This is a genomic window from Klebsiella sp. MISC125 (genome assembly GCF_051131775.1).
In the GTDB taxonomy this organism is placed as follows: domain Bacteria; phylum Pseudomonadota; class Gammaproteobacteria; order Enterobacterales; family Enterobacteriaceae; genus Klebsiella.
This window is the reverse complement of the sequence record NZ_CP180448.1, coordinates 5,559,055-5,582,337: the sequence shown is the minus strand read 5'-3', so window position 1 is coordinate 5,582,337 and position 23,283 is coordinate 5,559,055. Positions and strand designations below refer to the sequence as shown.

22 protein-coding genes are annotated in these 23,283 nt (G+C 55.3%); 16 read left to right on the top strand and 6 right to left on the bottom strand.

Features of this window, described 5'->3' with window-relative positions:
• Window position 1 precedes the first annotated feature (1 nt).
• The 7 genes from ACMYSL_RS26115 to ACMYSL_RS26085 are packed head-to-tail and all read left to right on the top strand — an operon-like array spanning window position 2 to window position 7,016.
• Window positions 2–427, top strand: a complete 426-nt coding sequence (locus tag ACMYSL_RS26115; RefSeq protein WP_182235824.1) for an acyl-CoA thioesterase — start codon at window positions 2–4, stop codon at window positions 425–427.
• On the top strand, window positions 424–2,721 hold the full coding sequence (locus ACMYSL_RS26110; RefSeq protein WP_434660453.1) for a bifunctional salicylyl-CoA 5-hydroxylase/oxidoreductase: 2,298 nt from the start codon (window positions 424–426) through the stop codon (window positions 2,719–2,721). The genes ACMYSL_RS26115 and ACMYSL_RS26110 overlap by 4 nt, the downstream gene beginning before the upstream one ends.
• Window positions 2,718–3,848, top strand: coding sequence for a cupin domain-containing protein (locus ACMYSL_RS26105; protein ID WP_434660451.1), 1,131 nt, complete (start codon window positions 2,718–2,720; stop codon window positions 3,846–3,848). The genes ACMYSL_RS26110 and ACMYSL_RS26105 overlap by 4 nt, the downstream gene beginning before the upstream one ends.
• A complete protein-coding gene (locus ACMYSL_RS26100; RefSeq protein ID WP_434660450.1) occupies window positions 3,848–4,759 on the top strand; it encodes a fumarylacetoacetate hydrolase family protein in 912 nt (303 codons plus the stop codon). The genes ACMYSL_RS26105 and ACMYSL_RS26100 overlap by 1 nt, the downstream gene beginning before the upstream one ends.
• An 11-nt stretch (window positions 4,760–4,770) precedes the next feature.
• The gene (locus tag ACMYSL_RS26095; protein ID WP_434660448.1) at window positions 4,771–5,802 is read left to right on the top strand and encodes a carbon-nitrogen hydrolase family protein; all 1,032 of its coding nucleotides are present in this window, start codon (window positions 4,771–4,773) and stop codon (window positions 5,800–5,802) included.
• Window positions 5,802–6,557, top strand: coding sequence for a maleate cis-trans isomerase family protein (locus tag ACMYSL_RS26090; RefSeq protein ID WP_434660447.1), 756 nt, complete (start codon window positions 5,802–5,804; stop codon window positions 6,555–6,557). The genes ACMYSL_RS26095 and ACMYSL_RS26090 overlap by 1 nt, the downstream gene beginning before the upstream one ends.
• A 15-nt stretch (window positions 6,558–6,572) precedes the next feature.
• Window positions 6,573–7,016 carry a MarR family winged helix-turn-helix transcriptional regulator gene (locus tag ACMYSL_RS26085; protein ID WP_110274398.1) on the top strand — a complete coding sequence of 148 codons (444 nt, stop codon included), beginning with the start codon at window positions 6,573–6,575 and terminating at the stop codon, window positions 7,014–7,016.
• Between the two features lie 49 nt (window positions 7,017–7,065).
• On the opposite strand, the gene fbp is transcribed toward ACMYSL_RS26085, so the two are convergent.
• Window positions 7,066–8,064 carry a class 1 fructose-bisphosphatase gene (gene fbp, locus ACMYSL_RS26080; protein WP_110274397.1) on the bottom strand — a complete coding sequence of 333 codons (999 nt, stop codon included), beginning with the start codon at window positions 8,062–8,064 and terminating at the stop codon, window positions 7,066–7,068.
• A gap of 175 nt (window positions 8,065–8,239) precedes the next feature.
• On the opposite strand from fbp, the gene mpl reads away from it, so the two are divergent.
• Both mpl and ACMYSL_RS26070 read left to right on the top strand, forming a co-directional pair.
• Entirely contained in the window at window positions 8,240–9,613 is a 1,374-nt protein-coding gene (gene mpl, locus ACMYSL_RS26075; protein WP_434660446.1) for a UDP-N-acetylmuramate:L-alanyl-gamma-D-glutamyl-meso-diaminopimelate ligase, read from the top strand.
• 64 nt (window positions 9,614–9,677) lie between these two features.
• The gene (locus ACMYSL_RS26070; RefSeq protein WP_434660444.1) at window positions 9,678–10,223 is read left to right on the top strand and encodes a GNAT family N-acetyltransferase; all 546 of its coding nucleotides are present in this window, start codon (window positions 9,678–9,680) and stop codon (window positions 10,221–10,223) included.
• A gap of 154 nt (window positions 10,224–10,377) precedes the next feature.
• Here ACMYSL_RS26070 and ACMYSL_RS26065 read toward each other — a convergent pair whose 3' ends face one another.
• The 5 genes from ACMYSL_RS26065 to yjgA all read right to left on the bottom strand — a co-directional run bounded on the left by ACMYSL_RS26065 (window position 10,378) and on the right by yjgA (window position 18,590).
• A complete protein-coding gene (locus ACMYSL_RS26065; protein ID WP_434660442.1) occupies window positions 10,378–11,586 on the bottom strand; it encodes an aldose 1-epimerase family protein in 1,209 nt (402 codons plus the stop codon).
• Window positions 11,587–11,910: 324 nt separating this feature from the next.
• Window positions 11,911–13,053: an iron-containing alcohol dehydrogenase gene (locus ACMYSL_RS26060; protein ID WP_304255434.1), complete on the bottom strand. Its 1,143-nt coding sequence runs from the start codon at window positions 13,051–13,053 to the stop codon at window positions 11,911–11,913.
• 207 nt (window positions 13,054–13,260) lie between these two features.
• Window positions 13,261–14,772 carry a CoA-acylating methylmalonate-semialdehyde dehydrogenase gene (locus ACMYSL_RS26055; protein WP_434660441.1) on the bottom strand — a complete coding sequence of 504 codons (1,512 nt, stop codon included), beginning with the start codon at window positions 14,770–14,772 and terminating at the stop codon, window positions 13,261–13,263.
• 106 nt (window positions 14,773–14,878) lie between these two features.
• Window positions 14,879–17,548, bottom strand: a complete 2,670-nt coding sequence (gene adhE, locus ACMYSL_RS26050) for a bifunctional acetaldehyde-CoA/alcohol dehydrogenase (protein WP_434660440.1) — start codon at window positions 17,546–17,548, stop codon at window positions 14,879–14,881.
• A gap of 490 nt (window positions 17,549–18,038) precedes the next feature.
• Window positions 18,039–18,590, bottom strand: a complete 552-nt coding sequence (gene yjgA / locus ACMYSL_RS26045; protein WP_110276580.1) for a ribosome biogenesis factor YjgA — start codon at window positions 18,588–18,590, stop codon at window positions 18,039–18,041.
• A gap of 94 nt (window positions 18,591–18,684) precedes the next feature.
• Here yjgA and pmbA point away from each other — a divergent pair, with 94 nt between their 5' ends.
• From pmbA to ACMYSL_RS26010, 7 genes are all read left to right on the top strand, one after another.
• Window positions 18,685–20,037: a metalloprotease PmbA gene (gene pmbA, locus ACMYSL_RS26040; RefSeq protein ID WP_304255439.1), complete on the top strand. Its 1,353-nt coding sequence runs from the start codon at window positions 18,685–18,687 to the stop codon at window positions 20,035–20,037.
• Window positions 20,038–20,072: 35 nt separating this feature from the next.
• Window positions 20,073–20,459 (top strand): cytochrome b562, encoded by a 387-nt coding sequence (cybC, locus tag ACMYSL_RS26035; protein WP_182235848.1) that lies wholly within the window; start codon window positions 20,073–20,075, stop codon window positions 20,457–20,459.
• A 345-nt stretch (window positions 20,460–20,804) separates the two neighbouring features.
• Window positions 20,805–21,143 (top strand): glycine dehydrogenase, encoded by a 339-nt coding sequence (locus ACMYSL_RS26030; protein ID WP_110276582.1) that lies wholly within the window; start codon window positions 20,805–20,807, stop codon window positions 21,141–21,143.
• Window positions 21,144–21,153: 10 nt separating this feature from the next.
• Window positions 21,154–21,516, top strand: a complete 363-nt coding sequence (locus tag ACMYSL_RS26025; RefSeq protein ID WP_110276583.1) for an SFCGS family glycine-rich protein — start codon at window positions 21,154–21,156, stop codon at window positions 21,514–21,516.
• A gap of 2 nt (window positions 21,517–21,518) precedes the next feature.
• Window positions 21,519–21,818 (top strand): DUF4312 family protein, encoded by a 300-nt coding sequence (locus ACMYSL_RS26020; protein WP_004108982.1) that lies wholly within the window; start codon window positions 21,519–21,521, stop codon window positions 21,816–21,818.
• Window positions 21,819–21,838: 20 nt separating this feature from the next.
• Window positions 21,839–22,615, top strand: coding sequence for a DUF4311 domain-containing protein (locus ACMYSL_RS26015; protein WP_112216248.1), 777 nt, complete (start codon window positions 21,839–21,841; stop codon window positions 22,613–22,615).
• Between the two features lie 13 nt (window positions 22,616–22,628).
• A complete protein-coding gene (locus ACMYSL_RS26010) occupies window positions 22,629–23,273 on the top strand; it encodes a DUF4310 family protein (RefSeq protein WP_112216249.1) in 645 nt (214 codons plus the stop codon).
• The last annotated feature ends 10 nt before the right edge of the window (window positions 23,274–23,283 follow it).

Here is a 23,283-nt window from a genome sequence, read left to right as displayed (position 1 = left end):
TATGAGTGCTACAACCTTTACCCAGCCGCACCGCATTCGCTTTGCCGAGTGCGATCCGGCGGGGATTGTTTTCTATCCGCAATATTTCGTGATGTTCAACAACCTGCTGGAAGCGTGGGTTGATTCGCTGCTGCCGTATGGTTTTGCCGGTTTTATCGGCGAGCGCCGCTTCGGCATGCCGACGGTGCACCTGGAAGCAGATTTTAAAGCCGTCAGCCGTATGGGCGACGACGTCATTCTCCATCTGGAAGTGATTCACATTGGTTCGCGCTCGCTGAAGCTGGCGCTGAACTGCACCAGCCTTGAAGGCGAGCTGCGCATGCAGGTTACCCAGACGCTGGTGACTACCTCCCTTGAAACCCATCGTTCTATCGATATCCCGGCGGAGCTGCTGGCCGCGTTGCAATCATCAGGAGAGAGTCTATGAACATTGTGTGTATCGGCGGCGGTCCGGCGGGGCTTTACTTTGCCCTACTGATGAAGCTGCAAAACCCTGCCAACAACATCGTGGTGGTGGAGCGTAACCGCCCGTACGACACCTTCGGCTGGGGCGTGGTGTTCTCCGACGCCACGCTGGAAAATTTGCGCCAGGCCGACCCGGTGAGCGCCGAGCAGATTGCCCGGCAGTTCAACCGCTGGGACGATATCGAAATCCACTTTAAGGATTCGGTGAACCGTAGTGGCGGTCACGGCTTTATCGGTATTGGCCGCAAAAAGCTGCTCAACATTTTGCAGGAGCGCTGTCAGTCGCTCGGTGTTGAACTGGTGTTCGACACCCTGGTGGAAGATGAAGAAGCGTTGGTGGCGCGTTATCAGGCGGATCTGGTGATCGCCTCCGATGGCATTCACAGCCGTATTCGCAGCCGCTATCAGCAGCAGTTTCAGCCGGATATCGACAACCGTCAGTGTCGTTTTGTCTGGCTGGGCACGCGCAAAGTATTTGAAGCTTTTACCTTTTTATTCGCCGAATCGCCGCACGGCTGGTTCCAGGTACATACCTACCAGTTCGAGCCGGGGTTATCGACCTTTATTATCGAAACCACCGAAGAGACGTGGAAGGCCGCCGGGTTGGATGAGATGAGTCAGGAAGAGGGCATTGCTTACTGCGAGAAGCTATTCGCCCCGTGGCTGGACGGCCAGCCGCTGATGGCCAACGCAGCCCACCTGCGAGGCGCGGCGATCTGGATCCGTTTCCCGCGGGTGATTTGCGAGAACTGGGTGCACTGGATTGAACATCAGAAGAAGCCAGTACCGCTGGTGCTGATGGGCGATGCTGCTCACACCGCCCACTTCTCAATTGGTTCCGGCACAAAGTTAGCGCTGGAAGATGCTATCGAACTGGCTAACAGCTTACAGCACACCAGCGGCGACCTGCGTCGCGGCCTCGACCACTATCAGGCGGTGCGTAGCGTCGAGGTGCTGAAAATCCAGAACGCGGCACGTAACTCCACCGAGTGGTTTGAGAACGTCGCCCGCTACGAAAATTTTGCCCCGCAGCAGTTTGCCTACTCGCTGCTGACCCGCTCCCAGCGTATCTCTCACGAGAACCTGCGACTGCGCGATCCGCAGTGGTTAAATCAATACGAGCAGTGGTTGGCGAAAGCGCCGGGCGTACCGCCGATCCTCACGCCATATCAGGTACGCGGCGTGACGCTGAAAAACCGCACCGTGATTTCGCCGGTGCTGCTGTACCAGGCGAAAGAGGGCGTGCCGGGCATGTTCCACCTGATGCATCTGGGCAGCCGTGCCGTCGGCGGGGCGGGGCTGGTCATGACCGAAATGACCGCCGTGTCGCCGCAGGGGCGCATCACACCCGGTTGTCCGGGGCTGTGGAACGACGAACAGGTGCTTACCTGGCGGCAGGTGACCGATTTTGTCCATCAAAACAGCGGTGCCAGCATTGGTGTACAGCTGGGGCACTCCGGGCGTCGCGGTTCCACCCAGCGTGGGGATGAGAAGCCGGATCACCCGCTGGCGCAGGGCAACTGGCCGCTAATTTCCGCGTCGCCGCTGCCGTACCGTCCTGGCGTGTCTCAGGTGCCGGCGGAGGCGACGGCGGAACAGTTGGAAACGGTTATTACTGAGTTTGCCGATGCCGCTCGTCGTGCCGCCAAAGCCGGGTTTGACTGGCTGGAAATTCAGGCGGCGCACGGTGTGCTGCTCTCCAGTTTCATCTCGCCGTTAACCAACCAGCGCCAGGATGAATACGGCGGTTCGCTGGAAAACCGTCTGCGCTTCCCTCTGGCGGTGTTTCGCGCGGTACGGGAAGTGTGGCCGCAGCATTTACCGATTTCGGTACGTATCTCCGCGACCGACTGGGTGGAAGGGGGGACTACGGTGGACGAGGCGGTAGAGATAGCCCGCCGTTTGCGCGAAGCGGGCGTGGACATGATCACCTGCTCCTCCGGCGAAGTTTCTGTCGATCAAAAACCGGTGTATGGCCGTATGTTCCAGACGCCGATGGCCGACCGTCTGCGCAATGAAGGCGGCGTTGCCACCATGGCGGTGGGCGCGATTAGCGATGCGGATCAGGTGAACAGCATTATCGCTTCCGGGCGTGCCGATCTGTGCGCCATTGGCCGCCCTGCGCTGGCGGATGCCAACTGGTTACAGCGCGAATGCGCCCGCTATGGTTGGAATCAGGTGGCCTGGCATCCGGCCTATCGCTATGGCCGCGATTTGTTGCAGCGCGCGTTACATCCACAGGAGAAATCAGCATGAAATATGACGACTTTCGTGAAAGCACCGCCGGTCGCGCGGACGTAGAAGATACCCCGGAGCTGGTGGCCTACTACCAGCAACTCTCGGAGCTGAAAACCGGCGCGCTGTGGACGGTGGCGAACAAAATCGAACCATGGCAGCCGAAATCCGCTTCCGTACCGGTGCTGTGGCGCTACCAGGATCTGCGCGAGCACGTGCTGCGTTCGGTGGAGCTGGTGACCCCGGAGAAAGCCGGGCGTCGCGTCATTTATCTGAATAACCCTGGCCGTCAGGACGTGGCGGCGGCGGTGGGTTGGCTCTACTCCGGCCTCCAGGTGATGCACCCCGGCGAAGCGGCGTCGGCGCACGCGCACTCTTCATCGGCGCTCCGCTTCATTATGGAAGGGCGCGGGGCTTACACCATCGTCGACGGTCACAAGATGCCGCTGGAGGCCAACGACTTTGTGCTGACGCCGAACGGCACCTGGCACGAACACGGTGTAGAAGCCGACGGCCTGCAGTGTATCTGGCAGGACGGGCTGGATATTCCGCTGGTTAACGCGATGGAGGCCGGGTTCTACAAGGTACACCCGGATATGCATCAGCAGGTCACCGCGCCGGTTGATGACCGCGTGGCGCTGTGGGCCGCCGCCGCGCTGCGCCCGCACAACGTCGGTTGGGATAAACCCTATTCGCCGCTGTTTAAGTATCAGTGGCAACCAACTTACGAAGCGCTGTGCCGTGCGGCGAAGGTTAGCGACGGCTCGCCGTTTGACGATGTACTGATGCACTACACCAACCCGGTGACCGGTGGCCATGTGATGCCGACCATCGGCGCCAGTATGCAGCGCCTGCGGCCCGGATTTGTCGGCAAGGCGCACCGCCATACCGGCAGCTTTATGTACCAGGTGGCGAAGGGTAAAGGCTACTCGATTATCGACGGGCAGCGCTTTGACTGGCAGGAGCGCGATATTTTCTGCGTGCCGTCCTGGGCCTTCCATGAGCACGTCAACCTGTCGCAAACCGACGATGCGTGCCTTTTCTGTTTCAACGACTTGCCCGTGATGCAGTCGCTCAGCCTCTATTACGAGGACGCGCTGCTGGACAACGATGGTCAGCAAAAAATAGTGTCTGAGGAGAAAAAATAATGCGCCTGATTACCTACCGTAGCAACGTCAACGCCGCGTCCCGTCTGGGCGCAATCGTCGGGGATTATGTGGTGGATTTAGCCAGGCTGGCGCAGTACCGCAGCCAGTCGCTACCGGACAACATGCTGGATTTCATCGACCTTGGTCCGTCGGCGGTGGCAGCAGGCACGGAACTGCTGAACGCCTGTGAGGGCAACTGGCCGGTCGGCTGTGCTCAGCCGCTGGTCAACGTGAAAGTGCTGGCGCCGATCCCGCGTCCGCGCAAAAACATCTTCGGCATCGGCCTGAACTATGTTGAGCACGTGGCGGAGTCCAGCCGCACGCTGGACACCTCCAAAGATCTGCCGAAAGAGCCGGTGATTTTCTCCAAGCCGCCGACCTCGGTGATTGGTCCGGATGATGCCATTGAACACAACGCGCAGATCACCCAGCAGTTGGACTGGGAAGTTGAGCTGGCGGTGATTATCGGCTCGCGCGCCAAACGCGTTAGCGAAGCGCAGGCGCTGAACTATGTCTTCGGCTACAGCCTGATGATCGACATGAGCGCCCGCGACTGCCGCCGCGCCGGACAGTGGATCTACTCAAAAGGTCAGGACACCTATGCGCCGTTCGGGCCGTGTATTGTCACCGCTGATGAGATTCCGGATCCGCACAATCTCAACCTCAGCCTGCGCGTGAACGGCGTCACCAAACAAAGCTCCAACACCTGCCACATGCTGTTCAAAGTACCAACGCTGATTGCCGACATCAGCAAAGGGATCACCCTCGAGCCGGGCGACATTATCGCCACCGGCACGCCGGAAGGCGTTGGCGCGGGCCGCAGCCCGCAGGAGTGGGTCTGGCCGGGCGATGTGATTGACGCCGAAGTGGAGTTTATCGGCAAGCTGCGCCACCCGGTTGTGGCGGTGTAAGAGGAGAACGAATGATGCTGGAATTAGCCAAATTTACCGCCGCAGCCGTACAGGCCTCGCCGGTGTTTCTCGACACTGACGCCACCGTTGATAAAGCCTGCTGCCTGATTGCCGAAGCGGCAAGCAACGGCGCGAAGCTGGTGGCCTTCCCGGAAGTGTTTATCGCCGGTTATCCGTACTGGAGCTGGGTGATGAACCCGGTGGAAGGAAGCCCGTGGTTTGAAAAGCTGTGCCGTAGCGCGATTGAAGTACCCGGGCCGGAGATTCGTAAAATCGCCCAGGCCGCCGCACGCCATAAGGTGAACGTAGTGATTGGCGTCAACGAACGCCATCCGCAGAGTATCGCCACGCTCTATAACACGCTGGTGACCATCAACGACGAAGGCAAAATTATTGGCCGCCATCGCAAACTGGTGCCGACCTGGGCGGAAAAACTGACGTGGGCCAACGGCGACGCGTCGTCGCTGCGAGTGCACAAAACCAGCATCGGCCCGCTGGGGGCGCTGGCCTGCGGCGAGAACACCAACACGCTGGCGCGTTTTTCGCTGCTGGCGCAGGGCGAACTGGTACACGTGGCCAGCTATATCGCGCTGCCGGTGGCGCCGAAGGATTACGACATGGCGGAGGCTATTCGCCTGCGCGCCTCGGCGCACTGCTTTGAGGGCAAGGTGTTTACAGTGATCGCTTGTTCGACCGTTAGCGAAGAGATCGTTGAGGCAATGGCGCAAACCCATCCCGAAGCGCGTGAACTGCTGGCGCGGCCGAATAGTGCCTTCTCCGGGGTGATTGGCCCGGACGGACGCGTAGTGGACGAACCGCTGATTGATAAAGAGGGCATCGTCTACGCCGAGATTGACCTCAACCGCTGTATTCAGCCGCGGCAGATGCACGACATCACCGGCCACTATAACCGTTTCGATATTTTCGATTTGCAGGTTAACCGTCGCGCCCAGAACGCGGCGACTTTCCATGATTCCGTTGAGAGTTCACTGGATTTTAGCGGTCAGAATGAAGCGGCGGAGCCGTTCCAGGAGCAAAACTGATGCAGACCCCACGTCATTTCCGTATTGGCCAGATTGTACCGTCGTCGAACACCACCATGGAGACGGAGATCCCGGCGATCCTGCGCGCCAGAGAGGCGATTGCCCCGGAGCGTTTTACCTTCCACTCCAGCCGGATGCGCATGAAGAAGGTATCGAAAGAGGAATTGTCGGCGATGGACGCGGACAGCGATCGCTGCGCGCTGGAACTGTCCGACGCCGCTGTGGACGTGCTGGGCTACGCGTGCCTGGTGGCCATCATGAGTATGGGTAAAGGCTACCACCGCATTTCCGAAGAGCGTCTGCACGCGCGGACCGTGGAAAACGGTCATCCGTCGCCAGTGATTACCAGCGCGGGCGCGCTAGTGGAAGGGCTACAGGCGATCGGCGCGAAGCGGGTATCGATCCTCACGCCGTATATGAAGCCGCTGACGCAACTGGTGATCGACTACATTGAAAATGAAGGGATCGAAGTGGTGGATAGCCTGTCGCTGGAGATCCCCGATAACCTCGAAGTAGGCCGCCAGAATCCGCTGGCACCGGTTGAGCTGACTAAAAAGCTCAATACCAATGTTGATGCGATTGTCGCCTCGGCCTGTGTTCAGATGCCGTCGCTGCCCTCTATCCAACTGATTGAGGATCGCGTGGGACTGCCGGTGATCTCGTCGTCCGTCGCCACTACATGGATGATGCTCAACCGTCTGCGCCTGGATACCAGGGTGCCGGGCTTTGGTTCGCTGCTGTCCGGGCGCTATTAACCGCAGGAGGTACCGATGTCAGGCTCACCGACATTCATTAACAGCTATTTACCGGCGCTGCTGGGGCAAGCGTGGCTGGTGGTGTCATCGGAGTTCCACACGGTAGTGGAGGCGCGCGGCTTCTCGGTGCTGGAGTGGCGCGTGCTGTCGGTGCTGGAAGGCAATGGGCCAACCAGCGTCAGCGAGCTGGCGTTAAAAACGGTGAGCAAGCAGCCGACCATTACCCGACTACTGCATCGGCTGGAGAAACAGCAACAGGTGGAGCGCTGTGAAAGCCAGAGCGGCGATCGGCGGCAGAGTTGGGTGACGGTGACGGAGGAAGGGCGTCGGCTGGTGCGCGAGCTGAACACCGAGGCGGCGCGCTTTGAAGAGAGCGTACTAAGTGAGTTGGGGGAGGCGCGCAGCGCAGTGCTGAAGAATACGTTGCAGACATTGATTCAGCGCTATAGCGTGGCGTGATTTGGGGCTACCCCTCTCCCCACGGGGGAGAGGGGTATCTTCGAGCTGATTACGCGTCCGGGAACTCTTTAATTAAGTTCTCAACGTCTTCAACCATATGGTTGTTGCCGACGAAGAAGGAACGGCGCTGGTGCAGGCTTTCCGGGATGATATCCAGAATGCGCTCTTTACCGTCGCTGGCCTTGCCGCCCGCCTGTTCTGCAAGGAACGCCATCGGGTTGCATTCGTACAGCAGACGTAGCTTACCGTCCGGGTGGCTGGCGGTGCTTGGGTAGAGATAGATGCCGCCTTTGAGCAGGTTGCGGTGGAAATCCGCCACCAGAGAGCCGATATAGCGCGAGGTATACGGGCGCTGGGTGCCGATATCTTCTTCCTGGCAATATTTAATGTACTTCTTCACACCCATCGGGAACTTGATGTAGTTGCCTTCGTTGATGGAGTAGGTGTTGCCCTTTTCCGGGAAGCGCATGCGCTCCTGGGACAGGCAGAAGACGCCAAGAGACGGGTCATAGGTGAAGGCGTGAACGCCGCAGCCGGTGGTATAGACCAACATGGTCGATGAACCATAAACCACATAGCCTGCCGCGACCTGTTTGCTGCCCGGTTGCAGAAAATCTTCTTCGGTAACAGGCGTACCTACCGGCGTGACGCGGCGGTAGATAGAGAAAATCGTTCCGACGGAGACGTTAACGTCGATGTTAGAGGAACCATCCAGAGGGTCCATCAGTACCACGTATTTAGCGTGTTCACACCCTTCAAAGACGACGATTTCATCTTCTTCTTCGGAGGCGATCCCGGCGACAATATCGCGTGCTTTCAGTGCTGCTTTTAATTTTTCATTAGCAAACAGGTCGAGTTTTTGCTGCACCTCGCCCTGAACGTTTTCAGCACCGCTGGCACCCAGGATATCGACCAGACCGGCCTTGTTGATATCGCGGTGGATGATCTTGGCGCCTAACTTTATTGCCGATAATAACGAAGTCAGCTCGCCAGTCGCGTGAGAGAATTCGTGCTGCTTTTCGACAATAAATTCACCTAACGTTTTCATAACCCGTTCCCTGCATGTTTATGTGAAGTAAAACGAACGCAACAATCTTAACAAAGAATAAAAAAATCTCGCACAGGTGAATCGCGCCAGCAAAATACGGATTCGCCTGAAATGCATTTCTTTCCCCCCCCACATCCCGGTAAACTGTGCTTCAGATAAGAGAAGGAAATGACGAATGCGCATTCATATTTTAGGAATCTGTGGCACGTTTATGGGGGGGCTGGCGATGCTGGCGCGTTCCCTCGGTCATGAGGTAACGGGGTCGGATGCGAACGTTTATCCGCCAATGAGTACCCTGCTGGAAAATCAAGGAATTGAGTTAATTCAAGGATATGATGCCAGCCAGCTGGATCCTCAGCCGGATCTGGTGATCATCGGTAACGCGATGACGCGAGGAAATCCATGCGTGGAAGCGGTGCTGGAAAACAACATTCCGTACATGTCCGGGCCGCAGTGGCTGCACGATTTCGTGCTGCGCGATCGCTGGGTGCTGGCGGTAGCCGGGACGCACGGAAAAACCACCACTGCCGGAATGGCGACCTGGATCCTCGAAGTCTGCGGCTATAAGCCGGGATTTGTCATCGGCGGCGTACCGGGTAACTTTGATGTTTCCGCGCGACTTGGCGACAGCCCATTCTTCGTGATTGAAGCCGATGAATACGACTGCGCTTTCTTTGATAAACGCTCCAAGTTTGTTCATTACTGCCCGCGCACGCTGATTCTCAACAACCTTGAGTTTGATCATGCGGATATTTTTGACGACCTGAAAGCGATTCAGAAACAGTTCCATCACCTGGTGCGAATCGTGCCGGGCAAAGGCAAGATTATCCTGCCGGAAAATGACATCAATCTAAAACAGACGATGGCGATGGGCTGCTGGAGCGAGCAGGAGCTGGTCGGCGAGCAGGGCCACTGGCAGGCGAAAAAACTCACCACCGATGCTTCCTCATGGGAAGTGTGGTTGGACGGCGAGAAAGTCGGTGAAGTGAAATGGGAGCTGGTCGGAGAGCATAATATGCATAACGGCCTGATGGCGATTGCCGCCGCCCGTCATGTGGGCGTGCTGCCTGCTGACGCGGCCAATGCGTTGGGCAGCTTTATCAATGCCCGTCGTCGTCTGGAGCTGCGCGGCGAAGCCAACGGCGTTACCGTATATGACGACTTTGCCCACCATCCGACGGCGATTCTGGCGACCCTGCAGGCATTACGCGGCAAGGTCGGCGGCACTGCGCGTATTCTTGCCGTGCTTGAGCCACGTTCCAACACGATGAAGATGGGGCTTAGCAAAGACGATCTGGCGCCGTCTCTCGGGCGTGCAGATGAAGTCTTCCTGCTGCAGCCACAGCATATTCCGTGGCTGGTGGCTGAAGTTGCCGAGGCCTGCATACAGCCTGCTCACTGGAGCGCTGATGTTGATACGCTGGTGGATATGATTGTCAAAACGGCGCATCCGGGTGACCACATCCTGGTGATGAGTAACGGCGGTTTTGGCGGTATCCATCAGAAGCTGCTGGATAAACTGGCTCAAAAAGCCGCCGCGACCGAGTAAGCAATACTCTTCGTTTGGCTGCCCTCCACGCGAGGGCAGCTGTCTTTTGTGACCAGGAGCCGTCATGTTGATCTCTGAAAGAGTGACCTCCCCCAATTCCGCTCATTTTCCCGCGCTCGATGCGTTGTACTGTCGGGCGTTTCCGTGGCATGAACAACGTGAAGCCGATGCTAAACTGCAGGCGCTTCACAATCAGAATTATGTGCTGGAAGCCTGGTTTGACGACGCGTTGTTTATCGGGCTGAGCGGTTGCTGGCGTTTTGCCGATTACAGCTATATTGAGCATCTGGCTATTGACGATACGCTGCGCTCGCGCGGCTACGGCAAGCAGCTATTGGCTGAAATCCTCAAACGTGAACCGCTAACTATTCTGGAAATTGATCCGCTGACCAGCGAGATAGCCCACAAGCGCCTGCGCTTCTATGAAACGATGGGCTTTTACGCGAATACCTGGTCACATAGCCACCCGACCTATCATCAAGGGATAGCCGATCATGAGCTGATTGTGTTGAGTTATCCGCAGCCGATTGATGAGGCGCAGTATCAGCGCTTTGCGCAGGGTTTGCGTCAGGTGGTCATGGATCAGGTTGGTGTGTTCAAGGTTCTGTAGTTCTGTAGCCCGGACAGATGCGCAGCATCGCCTCCGGGAATTCAGCCACTCTGCCCCGGGGGCGGCGCAAAGCGCCTGCCCGGGCTACAGGTGCATCACCGTCTGCGGACCGGTAGCCCGGAGAGATGCATAGCACCGCCTCCGGGAAACAGCGCTACTCCTTCGCGATCGGCGTTTCGTTTTCTGCCACTTTGGTATCGCCCTGAATCGCCGCAATTTTCTTCTCAACGTCGGCCACCTGCTCGCTACTGTGCAGCAGCGTATAGGTCAGGTCAAATTGGGTGCTGGCCCCAGGCTGAAGCTGCTTAACGCGTTTCTGTTCACGCTCAATGGTTACCGGATAGGCGTAGCTGGTGCCCGGCTCAATACCGGTAACGTAGCCCTGTTTCTCGGTATCGGTGTTTTTCCACAGCGTCAGCACCGGCAGCTGGCGGGTATCAAACTGAATCGATGCCCCTTTATCTCCGGCTTTATTGACCACTGCAGCTAGCGTCTGGTGATTCTCGTCCGCTAACGGCTGCATATTAAACACCATTTCATCGAAATCTTTAGTCGGGCCTGCGTAGGTTTGCCACGTTTTTAAACCGGCTTTGGCATAATCATTGAACGGACTGATGCTGGCGATCGGTGCCAGGAAGCGGGCACCCTCTTCGAGAATCGGTTTGCCGAAGTTGCTGTGGTAGATAATTTGATAGTCATGCGGATAGTCGGCATGGTTGGTTAACACATCATGCAGGCTGAAGCTGTTGCTGCCGGGCACATAGCGCAGCTCGGTCATGGTCTGCAAATCTGCTTTCTTGAAAGTGCTCTCTTTCACCAGTCCGCGAATGCGGATTTCATACGGCGCGGTATCTGCCACTTCAACTTCCACCTGTGAGGCGGGCGTATTACCGACTTTGCCATGCAGGGTATAAATCTGCCCATCAGCAGTCACCGGGTGACCGGTCCATTCGTAGCCGCAGCGCACCATCATCTCATTGAAACCTTCCAGCCATCCCAGACCGTTGCGGCTTTCGAGGTTAATAAAGGCCGGGTTGACTACCTCTTTCACCGGCGAATCCCAACCCATTCGTGAACCGAATCCTTCGATTTTCAGCAAGTTCATGCCGCGAGTTGGGCTTAGAGTGATAGTCAGGCCGTCTTTACTCTGGATCACAAGGATTTTGCTGCCTTCTTGTTTACCGCCGTGAAGGACTTTTTGCTCAATGCTGAAATGATGATCTTTAATCTTCAGCTGGTCGCTGGTTATCTGCCAATTTCCTTTATCCATGCCGCTTTCAGCGCTTGTCAGCACCCACGTTTTAGCCATGGCTGGCGCAGAGATAAGCATCGCAATTGCTGTCAAAGCTAATGTCTTTTTCATTTTTCATTCCTTTTGCTGAATCGATTGTGTTGCTGATGTAAGGAATTTAGTGGCAAGTGGATGATGAAAATGTGAAGTGCCTCACCTGGTGAGAAAACACGCTATTTCATGTTTGTAAATGAGGAATTGATCGCTTTAATCGGTAACAACAATGTGTTGTTACTAAAAAATATGTGAATTTAATCAATTTTAGCTTTAACGATTCAGCTTTGGTTTTGCGTTGAATGTTATATGCTTACAGAAACAAGAAGGCCGCAGGGGATCTGGTTACCCATGCGGCCTTCTTTAACGACTTTTTAGCTTAAAAAACGGGTGCGATGAGCATCATGCGCCGTAAAATGCTTTGGTATATAACCCCTTCACATCCTGAACTGAAGGATAATTAGGGTTAGTTAACGTGCACGGATCGTCAACGGCATTACCGCTCATTCTGTCGAGTACATTAACGAAGGTGACTTCATTGATCTCAACTTCATCACATTGACTTAACGTTTTCGGAATGCCCAGACGCTTATTCAGCTCATTGAGCGCCTCAATCAAATTATTTATTCCTAAGGCCTCTTCCAGCTGGCGATATTTTTTAGTGAACTTCGCATTATATTGGATGATATAAGGCAACATAATGGCGTTCGCCAGGCCATGGGTAATTCCAAATTCACCACCTATTTTATGCGCCATCGAATGCACTAACCCTAATGATGCGTTAGTAAAGGCAATCCCCGCCAGCGCAGAGGCATTATGCATATGCATACGCGCGTTTAAATCATCAGGTGAGCGGTATGCGGTTTCCAGATGCTCAAACACCAGACGAATGGCCTCGATGGCATAGGGATCGGTAAACGAGTTGGCTGCAGTGGACACATAAGCTTCGAGCGCATGGGTCATGACGTCCATCCCGGTATGAGCGGTAACGTGCGGCGGCATTTTGGCCGGAATTGTGGGGTCAAGAATGGCGATATCCGGCACCAGGTCGGCGGCAACAATGGGGTACTTGATATGGTTCGCCGTATCGGTAATCACCGAGAATGCAGTGATTTCAGAGGCGCTGCCGCTGGTGGAGGGGATGGCCACAAACCGGGCTTTGTTGCGCAGCGGCGGCATGGAGCCGACGGGGATAATGTCTTCAAACTTCAGCTCTGGGTGCTCATAGAAACACCACATCACCTTGGCGGCATCCAGCGCGGAGCCGCCGCCAATCGCCACAATCCAGTCCGGTTCGAACGCCAGCATCTCTTTTGCGCCGCGCCAGACGGTCTTAATGGACGGGTTGGGCTCGACATTATCGATAACAATGCATTCCATACCTGCTTTATTTAGTTCGCCGATGGCTTTATCCAGAAAACCAAAACGCTTCATTGAACTTCCGCCGGTGACTAATGCGGCTTTTTTACCGCTCAGCGTCGACAGATGTTCTAAAGCATCTTCGCCATAAATAATACTGCGTGGAATTGAGAAGGCCTGGGTCATAGGAAACTCCATTTAATATTAAGGATTTTTTTAGTGTGCATTCGTCATTTGAAACTCAGCGACACGTGCAGAGTAAAAAAATCCTATTAATGCTCCAGATATTGCCGGGGCAATATCTGGAGGGAGCTATACTAGTCATACTTCAAGCTACTGGTGTGCTGGTTTCCCGGCAACTTGAATTATTTAGGATAATATTTATATTTCCGATTAAATCGTACCGTCCCAGGAGTCGACTTTTTCACGTTTCGCTTCTTCTTCATCAAACCAGCGCGAGGTCACGCATTTTGATTCGGTATAGAAACGCACGCCGTCTTTGCCCAGGCAGTGCAGGTCGCCGAAGAATGACTGTTTATGGCCTGAGAACGGGAACACTCCAACCGGTACCGGGATACCAACGTTAATTCCCACCATGCCGCCGTGGGTGCGTTTCTGGAACTCACGCGCGTAGTAGCCGCTTTGGGTGAAAATAACTGAACCGTTGGCGAACGGGTTATTGTTCATTAACTTCAGACCTTCTTCGAAGGTTTTCACCCGTTTAAAGCACAGCACTGGCCCGAAGATTTCCTGGGTCCCGACGCCCATCTCTTCGGTCACATGATCCAGCACGGTTGGACCAACGTAAAAGCCCTTTTCCAGACCCGGCACCGTGGTATTGCGACCATCGAGCACCAGCTTCGCGCCTTCTTCGATGCCTTTATTAATCCAGTTGATAACCGACTGTTTGTGATCTTTGGAAATCACCGGACCCATATCGGTATCGTGCAGATACCCGGGGCCGATTTTCAGCTGTTTGGCTTTTTCGACGACGGCGGCAATCAGCTTATCGGCGATCTCTTCCTGCACCACGACGACCGGCAGCGCCATGCAGCGTTCACCCGCGCAGCCGAAGGCGGCGTTGATAATCCCTGCGGCGGTGCGGTTAATCGGCGCGTCAGCCAGCACCAGTGCGTGGTTTTTTGCTTCGCACAGCGCCTGGACGCGTTTGCCATGGGCGGCGGCTTTGGAGTAAACGTGCAGGCCCACGGAGGTGGAACCGACGAAGGAGACGCCGTTAACATCCGGGTGGGTCAGCAGAATATCGGCTTCGTTACGCGAACAGGTCACGACGTTGATAACCCCATCCGGCACGCCCGCTTCCTGATAGAGTTTGGTGATTTCCATACAGGTCATCGGCGTCATACTGGCGGCTTTAATGACCATGGTGTTACCGGAAGCGACGCATAATGGCGCCATCCATCCCATCGGGATCATCGCCGGGAAGTTAAACGGCACGATACCAGCGAACACGCCAATCGGTTCGCGGTACAGGTTGGTGTCAATACCGGCGGAAGCATCCATCAGGTTTTCACCCGCCAGCAGCGTGGGGATAGAACAAGCCAGCTCGGTGCCTTCTTTGGCTTTTAAGACGTCGCCCTGGGCATCGCCCCAGGCTTTACCGTTTTCTTTTGCCACCAGCTCGGTTAAGCGTTCTTGATGCTGCATTAATAATTCGCGAACGCGGAACATAATTTGCGAGCGTTTAATCGCCGGAGTATCTGACCACGCCGGGAAGGCTTTGCGGGCCGCAGCAACGGCATCCAGCACTTCTTGTTCGGTGCAGCATGGGGCCTGAGCCATGACTTCGCCGGTGCTTGGGTTGTAGACGTCCATATAGCGTTCGGTCTGCGAAACGCGCCATTGACCATCAACGAAATATTTCAATCTTGGTACAGTAGTCATATTTTTCTCCATGATGATATCTTTCGACTCTCTCTAAAATCTGGCTCTGAGCGGCGGTAATCACTTACCGCCGGGTCAGCCACTCTTTTGAATGTTGATTAACTGATTATTTCTGCGCGACAGTCTCCGCTTTACTGGGCTTTTCTGCGGCAGCGGCCGGTAATTTTTCCTCGTATTTATTTCCGTAGTAGCTGTCTAACAGCAGCTGTTTTAATTCAGAAATCAGCGGATAGCGTGGGTTAGCGCCGGTGCACTGGTCATCGAAGGCGTCTTCGGACAGCTTATCGACGTGGGCGAGGAAATCGGCTTCCTGCACGCCCGCCTCGCGGATGGATTTCGGAATGCCCAGCTCGGCTTTGATGCTCTCCAGCCACGCCAGCAGCTTCTCGATTTTCGCCGCGGTGCGGTCTCCCGGCGCGCTCAGGCCTAAATGATCGGCAATCTCTGCGTACCGACGGCGGGCCTGTGGACGGTCGTACTGGCTGAAAGCCGTTTGCTTGGTCGGGTTATCGTTGGCGTTATAGCGAATGACGTTGCAGATCATCAGCGCATTCGCCAGACCGTGCGGAATGTGGAACTGCGAGCCCAGTTTGTGCGCCATGGAGTGGCACACCCCGAGGAAGGCGTTAGCAAAGGCGATCCCGGCGATGGTTGCCGCATTATGGACGCGCTCGCGGGCCACCGGGTTTTTCGAGCCTTCATGGTAAGAAGCTGGCAGGTACGCTTTCAGCAGCTTCAGCGCCTGTAGCGCCTGGCCATCGGAGAACTCTGAGGCCAGCACGGAAACATAGGCTTCGATAGCGTGGGTCACCGCATCCAGGCCGCCGAAGGCGCACAGGGACTTCGGCATATCCATCACCAGGTTAGCATCGACAATCGCCATATCTGGGGTCAGGGCGTAGTCCGCCAGTGGATATTTCTGCCCGGTGGCATCGTCGGTCACCACCGCAAACGGCGTGACTTCGGAGCCGGTACCGGAAGTGGTGGTGATCGCCACCATCCGGGCTTTGACGCCCATTTTCGGGAAGGTGTAGATACGCTTGCGGATATCCATAAAGCGCAGCGCCAGCTCTTCGAAGTGGGTTTCCGGATGCTCGTACATCACCCACATGATTTTCGCCGCATCCATCGGCGAGCCGCCGCCCAGGGCGATGATGACGTCTGGCTTGAAGGCGTTAGCCAGCTCTGCGCCTTTGCGCACGATGGTCAGCGTCGGGTCGGCTTCCACTTCAAAGAAGACTTCGGTTTCGACGCCCGCCGCTTTCAGCACCGAGGTGATCTGATCCGCGTAGCCGTTGTTGAACAGGAAGCGGTCGGTGACGATCAGCGCGCGCTTATGGCCATCGGTGATCACTTCATCCAGCGCGATAGGCAGAGAGCCGCGGCGGAAATAGATGGATTTCGGAAGTTTATGCCACAGCATATTTTCAGCTCGCTTTGCCACTGTTTTCTTGTTGATCAGATGCTTCGGCCCGACGTTTTCTGAGATAGAGTTACCGCCCCAGGAGCCGCAGCCCAGGGTCAGGGAAGGCGCGAGACTAAAGTTATAGAGATCGCCAATGCCGCCGTGGGAGGTCGGGGTGTTAATCAGGATGCGCGCGGTTTTCATTTTTTCGCCAAAGGTCATCACCCGCGCAGCCTGGTTATCCTGGTCGGTATAGAGGCAGGAGGTGTGGCCGATGCCGCCCATATCGACCAGCTTCACCGCTTTCTCCACGGCGTCGGCGAAATCTTTCGCCCGATACATGGCCAGCGTCGGGGAGAGCTTTTCATGGGCAAAAGGCTCGCTGTCGTCGATAGCTTTAACTTCGCCAATCAGGATTTTGGTATCGGCAGGCACGCTTATCCCGGCCATTTCGGCAATTTTAACCGCCGATTGCCCGACAATCGCCGCGTTTAGCGCGCCGTTTTTCAGCAGGATGCCCTGAACCGCTTTCAGCTCTTTTCCCTGTAACAGGTAGCCGCCGTGGCTGGCGAAACGCTCGCGCACCGCGTTATAGACGGTATCGACCACCACCACCGACTGTTCGGAGGCGCAGATCACGCCGTTATCGAAGGTTTTGGACATCAGGATGGAGGCCACCGCGCGTTTTACATCAGCGGTTTCATCAATGACCACCGGGGTGTTACCTGCACCGACGCCAATTGCCGGTTTACCCGAGCTGTAGGCGGCCTTCACCATACCCGGTCCGCCGGTGGCGAGGATCAGATTGATATCCGGGTGGTGCATCAGGCGGTTAGACAGATCCACGGTCGGTTCATCAATCCAGCCAATAATGTCCGGCGGCGCACCGGCCTCGACTGCGGCGCGCAGCACAATTTCCGCCGCGCGGTTGGTGGCGTTTTTCGCCCGCGGATGCGGCGAGAAGACGATGCCGTTACGGGTTTTCAGGCTAATTAGCGATTTAAAAATAGCGGTAGAAGTCGGATTGGTGGTGGGGACAATCCCGCAGATTAGCCCAATGGGCTCGGCGATGGTCATGGTGCCAAAGGCTTCGTCTTCGCCAAGAACCCCGCAGGTTTTTTCGTCTTTATAAGCGTTGTAGATATATTCAGACGCGAAGTGGTTTTTAATCACTTTATCTTCCACGATGCCCATGCCGGACTCGGCGACCGCCATTTTCGCCAGCGGAATGCGGGCATCAGCGGCGGCTAAAGCGGCAGCGCGGAATATTTTGTCGACTTTCTCCTGAGGAAAGTTCGCATACGCCTGCTGCGCCTTTCGTACCCGGGCGACCAGCGCGTCGAGGTCATCATTACTGGTGGTGAGTGACATAAGTTTTCTCCATAAGGGATTGAATTCTCTTAAGTAAAACATGTGCCTTACTGTAATGACGCCAAACCTTCCGCCACTGCAGATGCCTGGTTTTAATTAACAGAACTGACTGGCCAGAGTGCGCTTGCGTATGACTTCTTGTTTTGTGCGTTAATGAAATTAATTTTTCATTATAATAATGAATGAAATACAAAAATCGTTTTGAGAGGTGGATCAAAGATAAGCAAACTGCTGGTAACGTTAGCGTTTTAAAGAAAGGTTTTTTTATTTAATCGAATAAAAACAGATTGTTGAATTTATTGCGGAGTCGCTGATAGCGTAGAGGGATCGAGAGATTGTCTGGAAAAGATAACTGGTTTTGTGAAATAAACGTTAAATTAAGAAGTGATCTTAAATGAAAATGAAAAATTAAAACCGATTTTAAAAGATGTACGATCGGTTTGGTCGCCCGGATCAGGCACAGACCTTAATCCGGGGGAGTCATTCGGAATTAGCCTTCGCTCTCGGCCAGTTCACGCAGATACTGGAAGATAAGACGCGCGGACTTCGGCGGCTTATTGCCTTCTTTCTCTTTTTTGGCGTTACGAATAAGCGAACGCAGCTGCTGACGGTCGGCGTCCGGCCACAGGTTCAGCACTTCAGCAACGGCGTCATCACCATTATCAATCAGACGATCGCGGATTTGTTCGAGCTTGTGGAACAGCGCAACCTGCTGGTTGTGGCGGTTCTTTAGCTTATCCAGCGCCTGGCGAATCGGATCGACATCGCGGTTACGCAGCATTTTGCCAATCAGCTGCATCTGGCGGCGGCGGCCTTCTTTCTTGATGCGTTGGGCGAGTTCAATGGCATCGCGCAGGTCGGTATCCAGCGGGATTTTATCCAGCGCGTTTTTCCCAAGCTCTACCATTTCCGCGCCAAGACGCTTCAGTTCTTCGGCGTCGCGCTTAATTTCACTTTTACTGACCCAGATAATTTCATCGTCTTCATCTTCGACGTCATCACCAGGGACATCGTCGAGCCAGTCTTCGGGCTGCTTTGTCATCTCAGGCTCCTTAAAAAAGAGGCTAATGTTACCAGTTAAGGCGCGCACTGAAAAATGGTTCTCTGTTAGACTTCAGTTAACTCCTTCTTACATTATGGCATTAGCAATGAAAGTTATCTCTCAAGTTGCACAACAGCGTAAGACGCTGGAAGAAGCCGTGACCACGGCGCTGGAACTGGCGGCAGGCAAATCCGACGGGGCTGAAGTCTCCGTCAGCAAAACCACCGGCATTGGCGTCAGCACCCGCTACGGTGAAGTGGAGAACGTAGAATTTAATAGCGATGGTGCTCTGGGCATCACCGTTTATCACCAGAATCGCAAAGGCAGCGCCTCCTCGACCGACCTCAGCCCGCAGGCCATTGCCCGTACGGTACAGGCGGCGCTGGATATCGCGCGCTATACCTCACCGGACCCGTTCGCAGGCGTGGCGGATAAAGAACTACTGGCTTTTGAGGCTCCGGATCTCGATCTGTTCCACCCGGCGGAAGTCTCCCCGGACGAAGCGATTGAGCTGGCCTCTCGTGCAGAGCAGGTCGCATTGAAAGCGGATAAACGCATCAGCAATACCGAAGGCGGCAGCTTTAACAGCCACTACGGCATTAAGGTGTTCGGCAACAGCCACGGCATGCTGCAAAGCTACTGCTCAACTCGTCATTCACTCTCCAGCTGCGTGATTGCCGAAGAAAACGGCGACATGGAGCGCGATTACGCCTACACCATCGGCCGGGCGCTTGAAGATTTACAATCGCCGGAGTGGGTTGGTGAGGAGTGCGCCCGCCGCACCCTATCGCGCCTGGCTCCGCGTAAACTGTCGACGATGAAAGCGCCGGTCATTTTCGCCAACGAAGTGGCGACCGGGCTTTTTGGTCACCTGGTCGGAGCGATTGCCGGCGGCTCGGTTTATCGTAAATCCACCTTCCTGCTCGATGCGCTGGGTAGCCAAATCCTGCCGGACTGGCTGACGATTGAAGAGCATCCGCATCTGCTGAAAGGGCTGGCTTCCACCCCGTTTGATAGCGAAGGCGTGCGTACAGAGCGTCGCGACATTATTAAAGATGGCGTGTTGACCCAGTGGCTACTGACCAACTATTCCGCGCGTAAGCTGGGGCTGAAGAGCACCGGCCACGCGGGCGGGATCCACAACTGGCGCATTAACGGCCGTGGCCTGAGTTTTGAAAAGTTGCTTAAAGAGATGGGCACCGGTCTTGTGGTGACTGAGCTGATGGGGCAGGGTGTTAGCGGCGTCACCGGCGACTACTCACGCGGCGCATCCGGCTTCTGGGTAGAAAACGGCGAAATTCAGTATCCCGTCAGTGAGATCACCATTGCAGGAAATCTGAAAGATATGTGGCGTAATATCGTGACCATCGGCGACGATATCGAAACGCGCAGCAACATTCAGTGTGGTTCCGTGCTGCTGCCGGAGATGAAGATCGCCGGGCAATAACACCTGTGTGTCAATAATAAAAAAGGAAGTGAGCAATGCGTAAAAAACTATTAACGATGCTGGCTGTATCGGCTTTTGCGCTCGGTTCGGCATCGGCTTTCGCCGATCTGGGCGAAGACATGGATACCCTTGCTGAGAACCTGCAAGTGGTGCAAAAAACCTCGGATGCCGGTGAGCTGAAAACCGCGCTGAACAAGATGCGTACTGCGGCGGTAGACGCGCAGAAAGAGACGCCGCCGAAGCTGGAAGGTAAAGCTTCTGACAGCGCGGAAATGAAAGACTATCGTCACGGTTTTGATGTGCTAATCGGCCAGATCGACGGCGCGCTGAAGCTGGCTGACGAAGGCAAAGTCAAAGAGGCCCAGGCCGCAGCGGAAGAGTTTAAAACCACCCGCAATGAGTACCACAAGAAGTACCGTTAATCGTCTTTAGATCGTTGGTATTTCTGCCGGGCGGCGGCTAACGCCTTGCCCGGCCTACCAAACCCAAACCTGTTCTTAAAGCTCGCGCAAGCGGATGGATTCCCCAAAAACCCTTCACCATCACATTTTTCACTTTTCCTGCACGTCTGTTTTAGCCACTTTTAAACCGATGAACTTGTGATATTCATCACGTGCATTCATTGAAATTAATACATTCACAATAACTATGTGAAATGGATCACGCCTGCCTTCTTCCTTTCCACTTCGAAGTGGAAAACAACTCGCTACAAACTCTTTCCCCCTGGCATTAGTGTTATCCCCAGAGACATCAACGGGGTAATTCAAGTGAATAACGGAGCGGTAACACACGTCCCAGAGGAGCAGGCCACGCTAACCGAAAGGCTGGCCGACGAGATGCTGCAGCAGGTCTTCGCACTGTTAAGCCGCCGCAATATCGTCCCCAACGACGTTCAGGAGCAAATGCTGACTTCCCACGTGCGGGCGATGGCCCATCGGTCAATCAGCGGCGAGCCGCTGCCGGACGTGGATGCCAGCCTGTTCGAAGAGATTTCAGAAGATTCAATGATGCTGGCCCGCGAAGTGGTCGCGCAATTCGGCAATCTGCCAGATGAAGAAGCCTGGCTGCTGTCCGTCCACTTCGAAGTCGCAAAAGAAAACCTGTAAGGAGCAAAACATGGAACAAATCACCGTAGTCATTGGCGATCGCCTGGGTAAAGGACAAAAAGTTGCCGCAGGTGCGGAAAAAGCCGGGGCTCGTGCCGTTGTGGTACCGGGCGTCGCCGCGGATATGAAGCTGGGCGACATGATGAAAGCCGAAAACGCCACTTTCGGTATCTCCTTCTGCGGCAGCGGCGGAGCAGGGGCTATCACCGCACAGAATAAGCACGGCTACAAAGCAAAATATGGCATGCGTTCCGTTGATGAGGGCGTCACCGCTATCAACGAAGGTTACAACGTTCTGGGCTTCGGCTTTATGGATAAAGAAGAGCTGGGCGAGCGCCTGGTTGAAGCCTGGAAGAAGAAATACGGCGTGTGAGTATGAAAGAGCAATTCACCACCACGGTGAGCGTTACCGGCAAAGGCGAGAGCAAAACACGCGCTTTCGCCGATGCTCTGAACCATGTCCAGGCGGCGGTAATGAAAACGTCGCCGCACATCTTACTGCGTATTGAACCACAGGATGTGGAGGTTGTTCATGCGCGAGAAGCGGTACGGAAAGAGGCGTTCTTGTTCTTCTTTCTGCGCCGTGAACGACGGACCTACAGCGTTGAGCTGAACGTCACCGTCACCGTGACCGCCATTAATCTCGATAAAGTGGATTTCGTCACGCAAACCTGATTTTACCAAAGGGTCAGATTATGTTCCTGATAATTTTAATAAAATCGCTCATCATCGGCGGCCTGGTTGGCGTCGGCGTGGGCGCCGGAGCGGCACGTATGTTTCATGCGCCCACCACGCAAGGGATGGGCGCATTTCGTACGTTGGGCGAGCTGAATTCATGTGAAGGCGATCCGGCTTCCCACTTCTCTTTTGGCCTTGGTTTCTTCTTTAACGCCTGGGCTTCTTCCGTCGCAGCAGGCTCCTTCACTCAGGACGTCGATCACCGCATTATTCCCAACTGGGGCGCGGCGGCGTTGATGATCAAAAACCGTAACGTCGGCGAAACGCTGCACGATCCGAGGAAGATGGCTATCTCCTGCGGCATCATCGGCATGATTGTCGTCACCTTCCTTAACCTGACCGCCTCTTCAGTACCGGAAGCGCTGCAGGTAACTGCAGTCAAAGTGCTGGTACCGGCGGCAAACCTGCTGGTGAACATCGTGATGCCGGTTATCTTCTGGCTGGCGGCGATTGATGCAGGTAAGAAATCGGGCTTCTGGGCGACGATTTTCGGCGGCGCGGCGCAGCTGATTATGGGTAACGCCGTACCGGGGCTGGTGCTGGGTATCCTGATTGGTAAGGGTGTGGAAGAGAGCGGTTGGCATCGCGTCACTAAGGTGATGATGGTCGCTATTGTCGCGCTGTTTGTCTTGAGCGGCTTCTTCCGCGGCTTCGATATGAAGATGATTGAATCCTTCCATATGACCGTGCCGAACTGGCTGGAACTGATCCACAACTCGCTCAGCGGTAAATAACAGGAGCCTCGCAATGGAACAAAATAAAGGTTTTTGGTATGCCGACTGGTCATTCCCGATCTTTGTTGGTCTGCTCTCTTCCGGTGTTTTCGCCGGGACGCATATGTACTACCTCTACGGCATCGGCGCGTTTAACGAAGTGGCTTTCGTGGCGATGCTGAAGGCGGGAATTGATACCGGAGCCTACGGCGCGGTGGCGGCGTTCGGCGCCAGCTTCCTGTTTGCTCGTATTATTGAAGGCTCGCTGGTGGGGATTCTGGATATCGGCGGGGCGATTCAGACCGGTGTCGGCCTGGGCGTTCCAGCGCTGCTGCTCGGCGCGGGCATCATGTTCCCGGTGACCAACTTTATTGCTTCTCTGGTTACCGGTCTGGTCATTGGCCTGGCGATTGGCTACATCATCATTCTGGCGCGTAAATTCACCATCAACCAGAGTGACTCTACCTACGGTGCCGACGTCATGATGGGCGCGGGTAATGCTTCCGGTCGCTTCCTTGGACCGTTGATTATCCTCAGCGCGATGAGCGCATCGATTCCTATCGGTATCGGTTCTCTGTTGGGCGCGCTGCTGTTCTATATCTGGCAGAAGCCGATTACCGGCGGCGCGATCCTTGGCGCGATGATCCTCGGTACCCTCTTCCCGATTGCGATTAGTTAAGTCCTGCGGG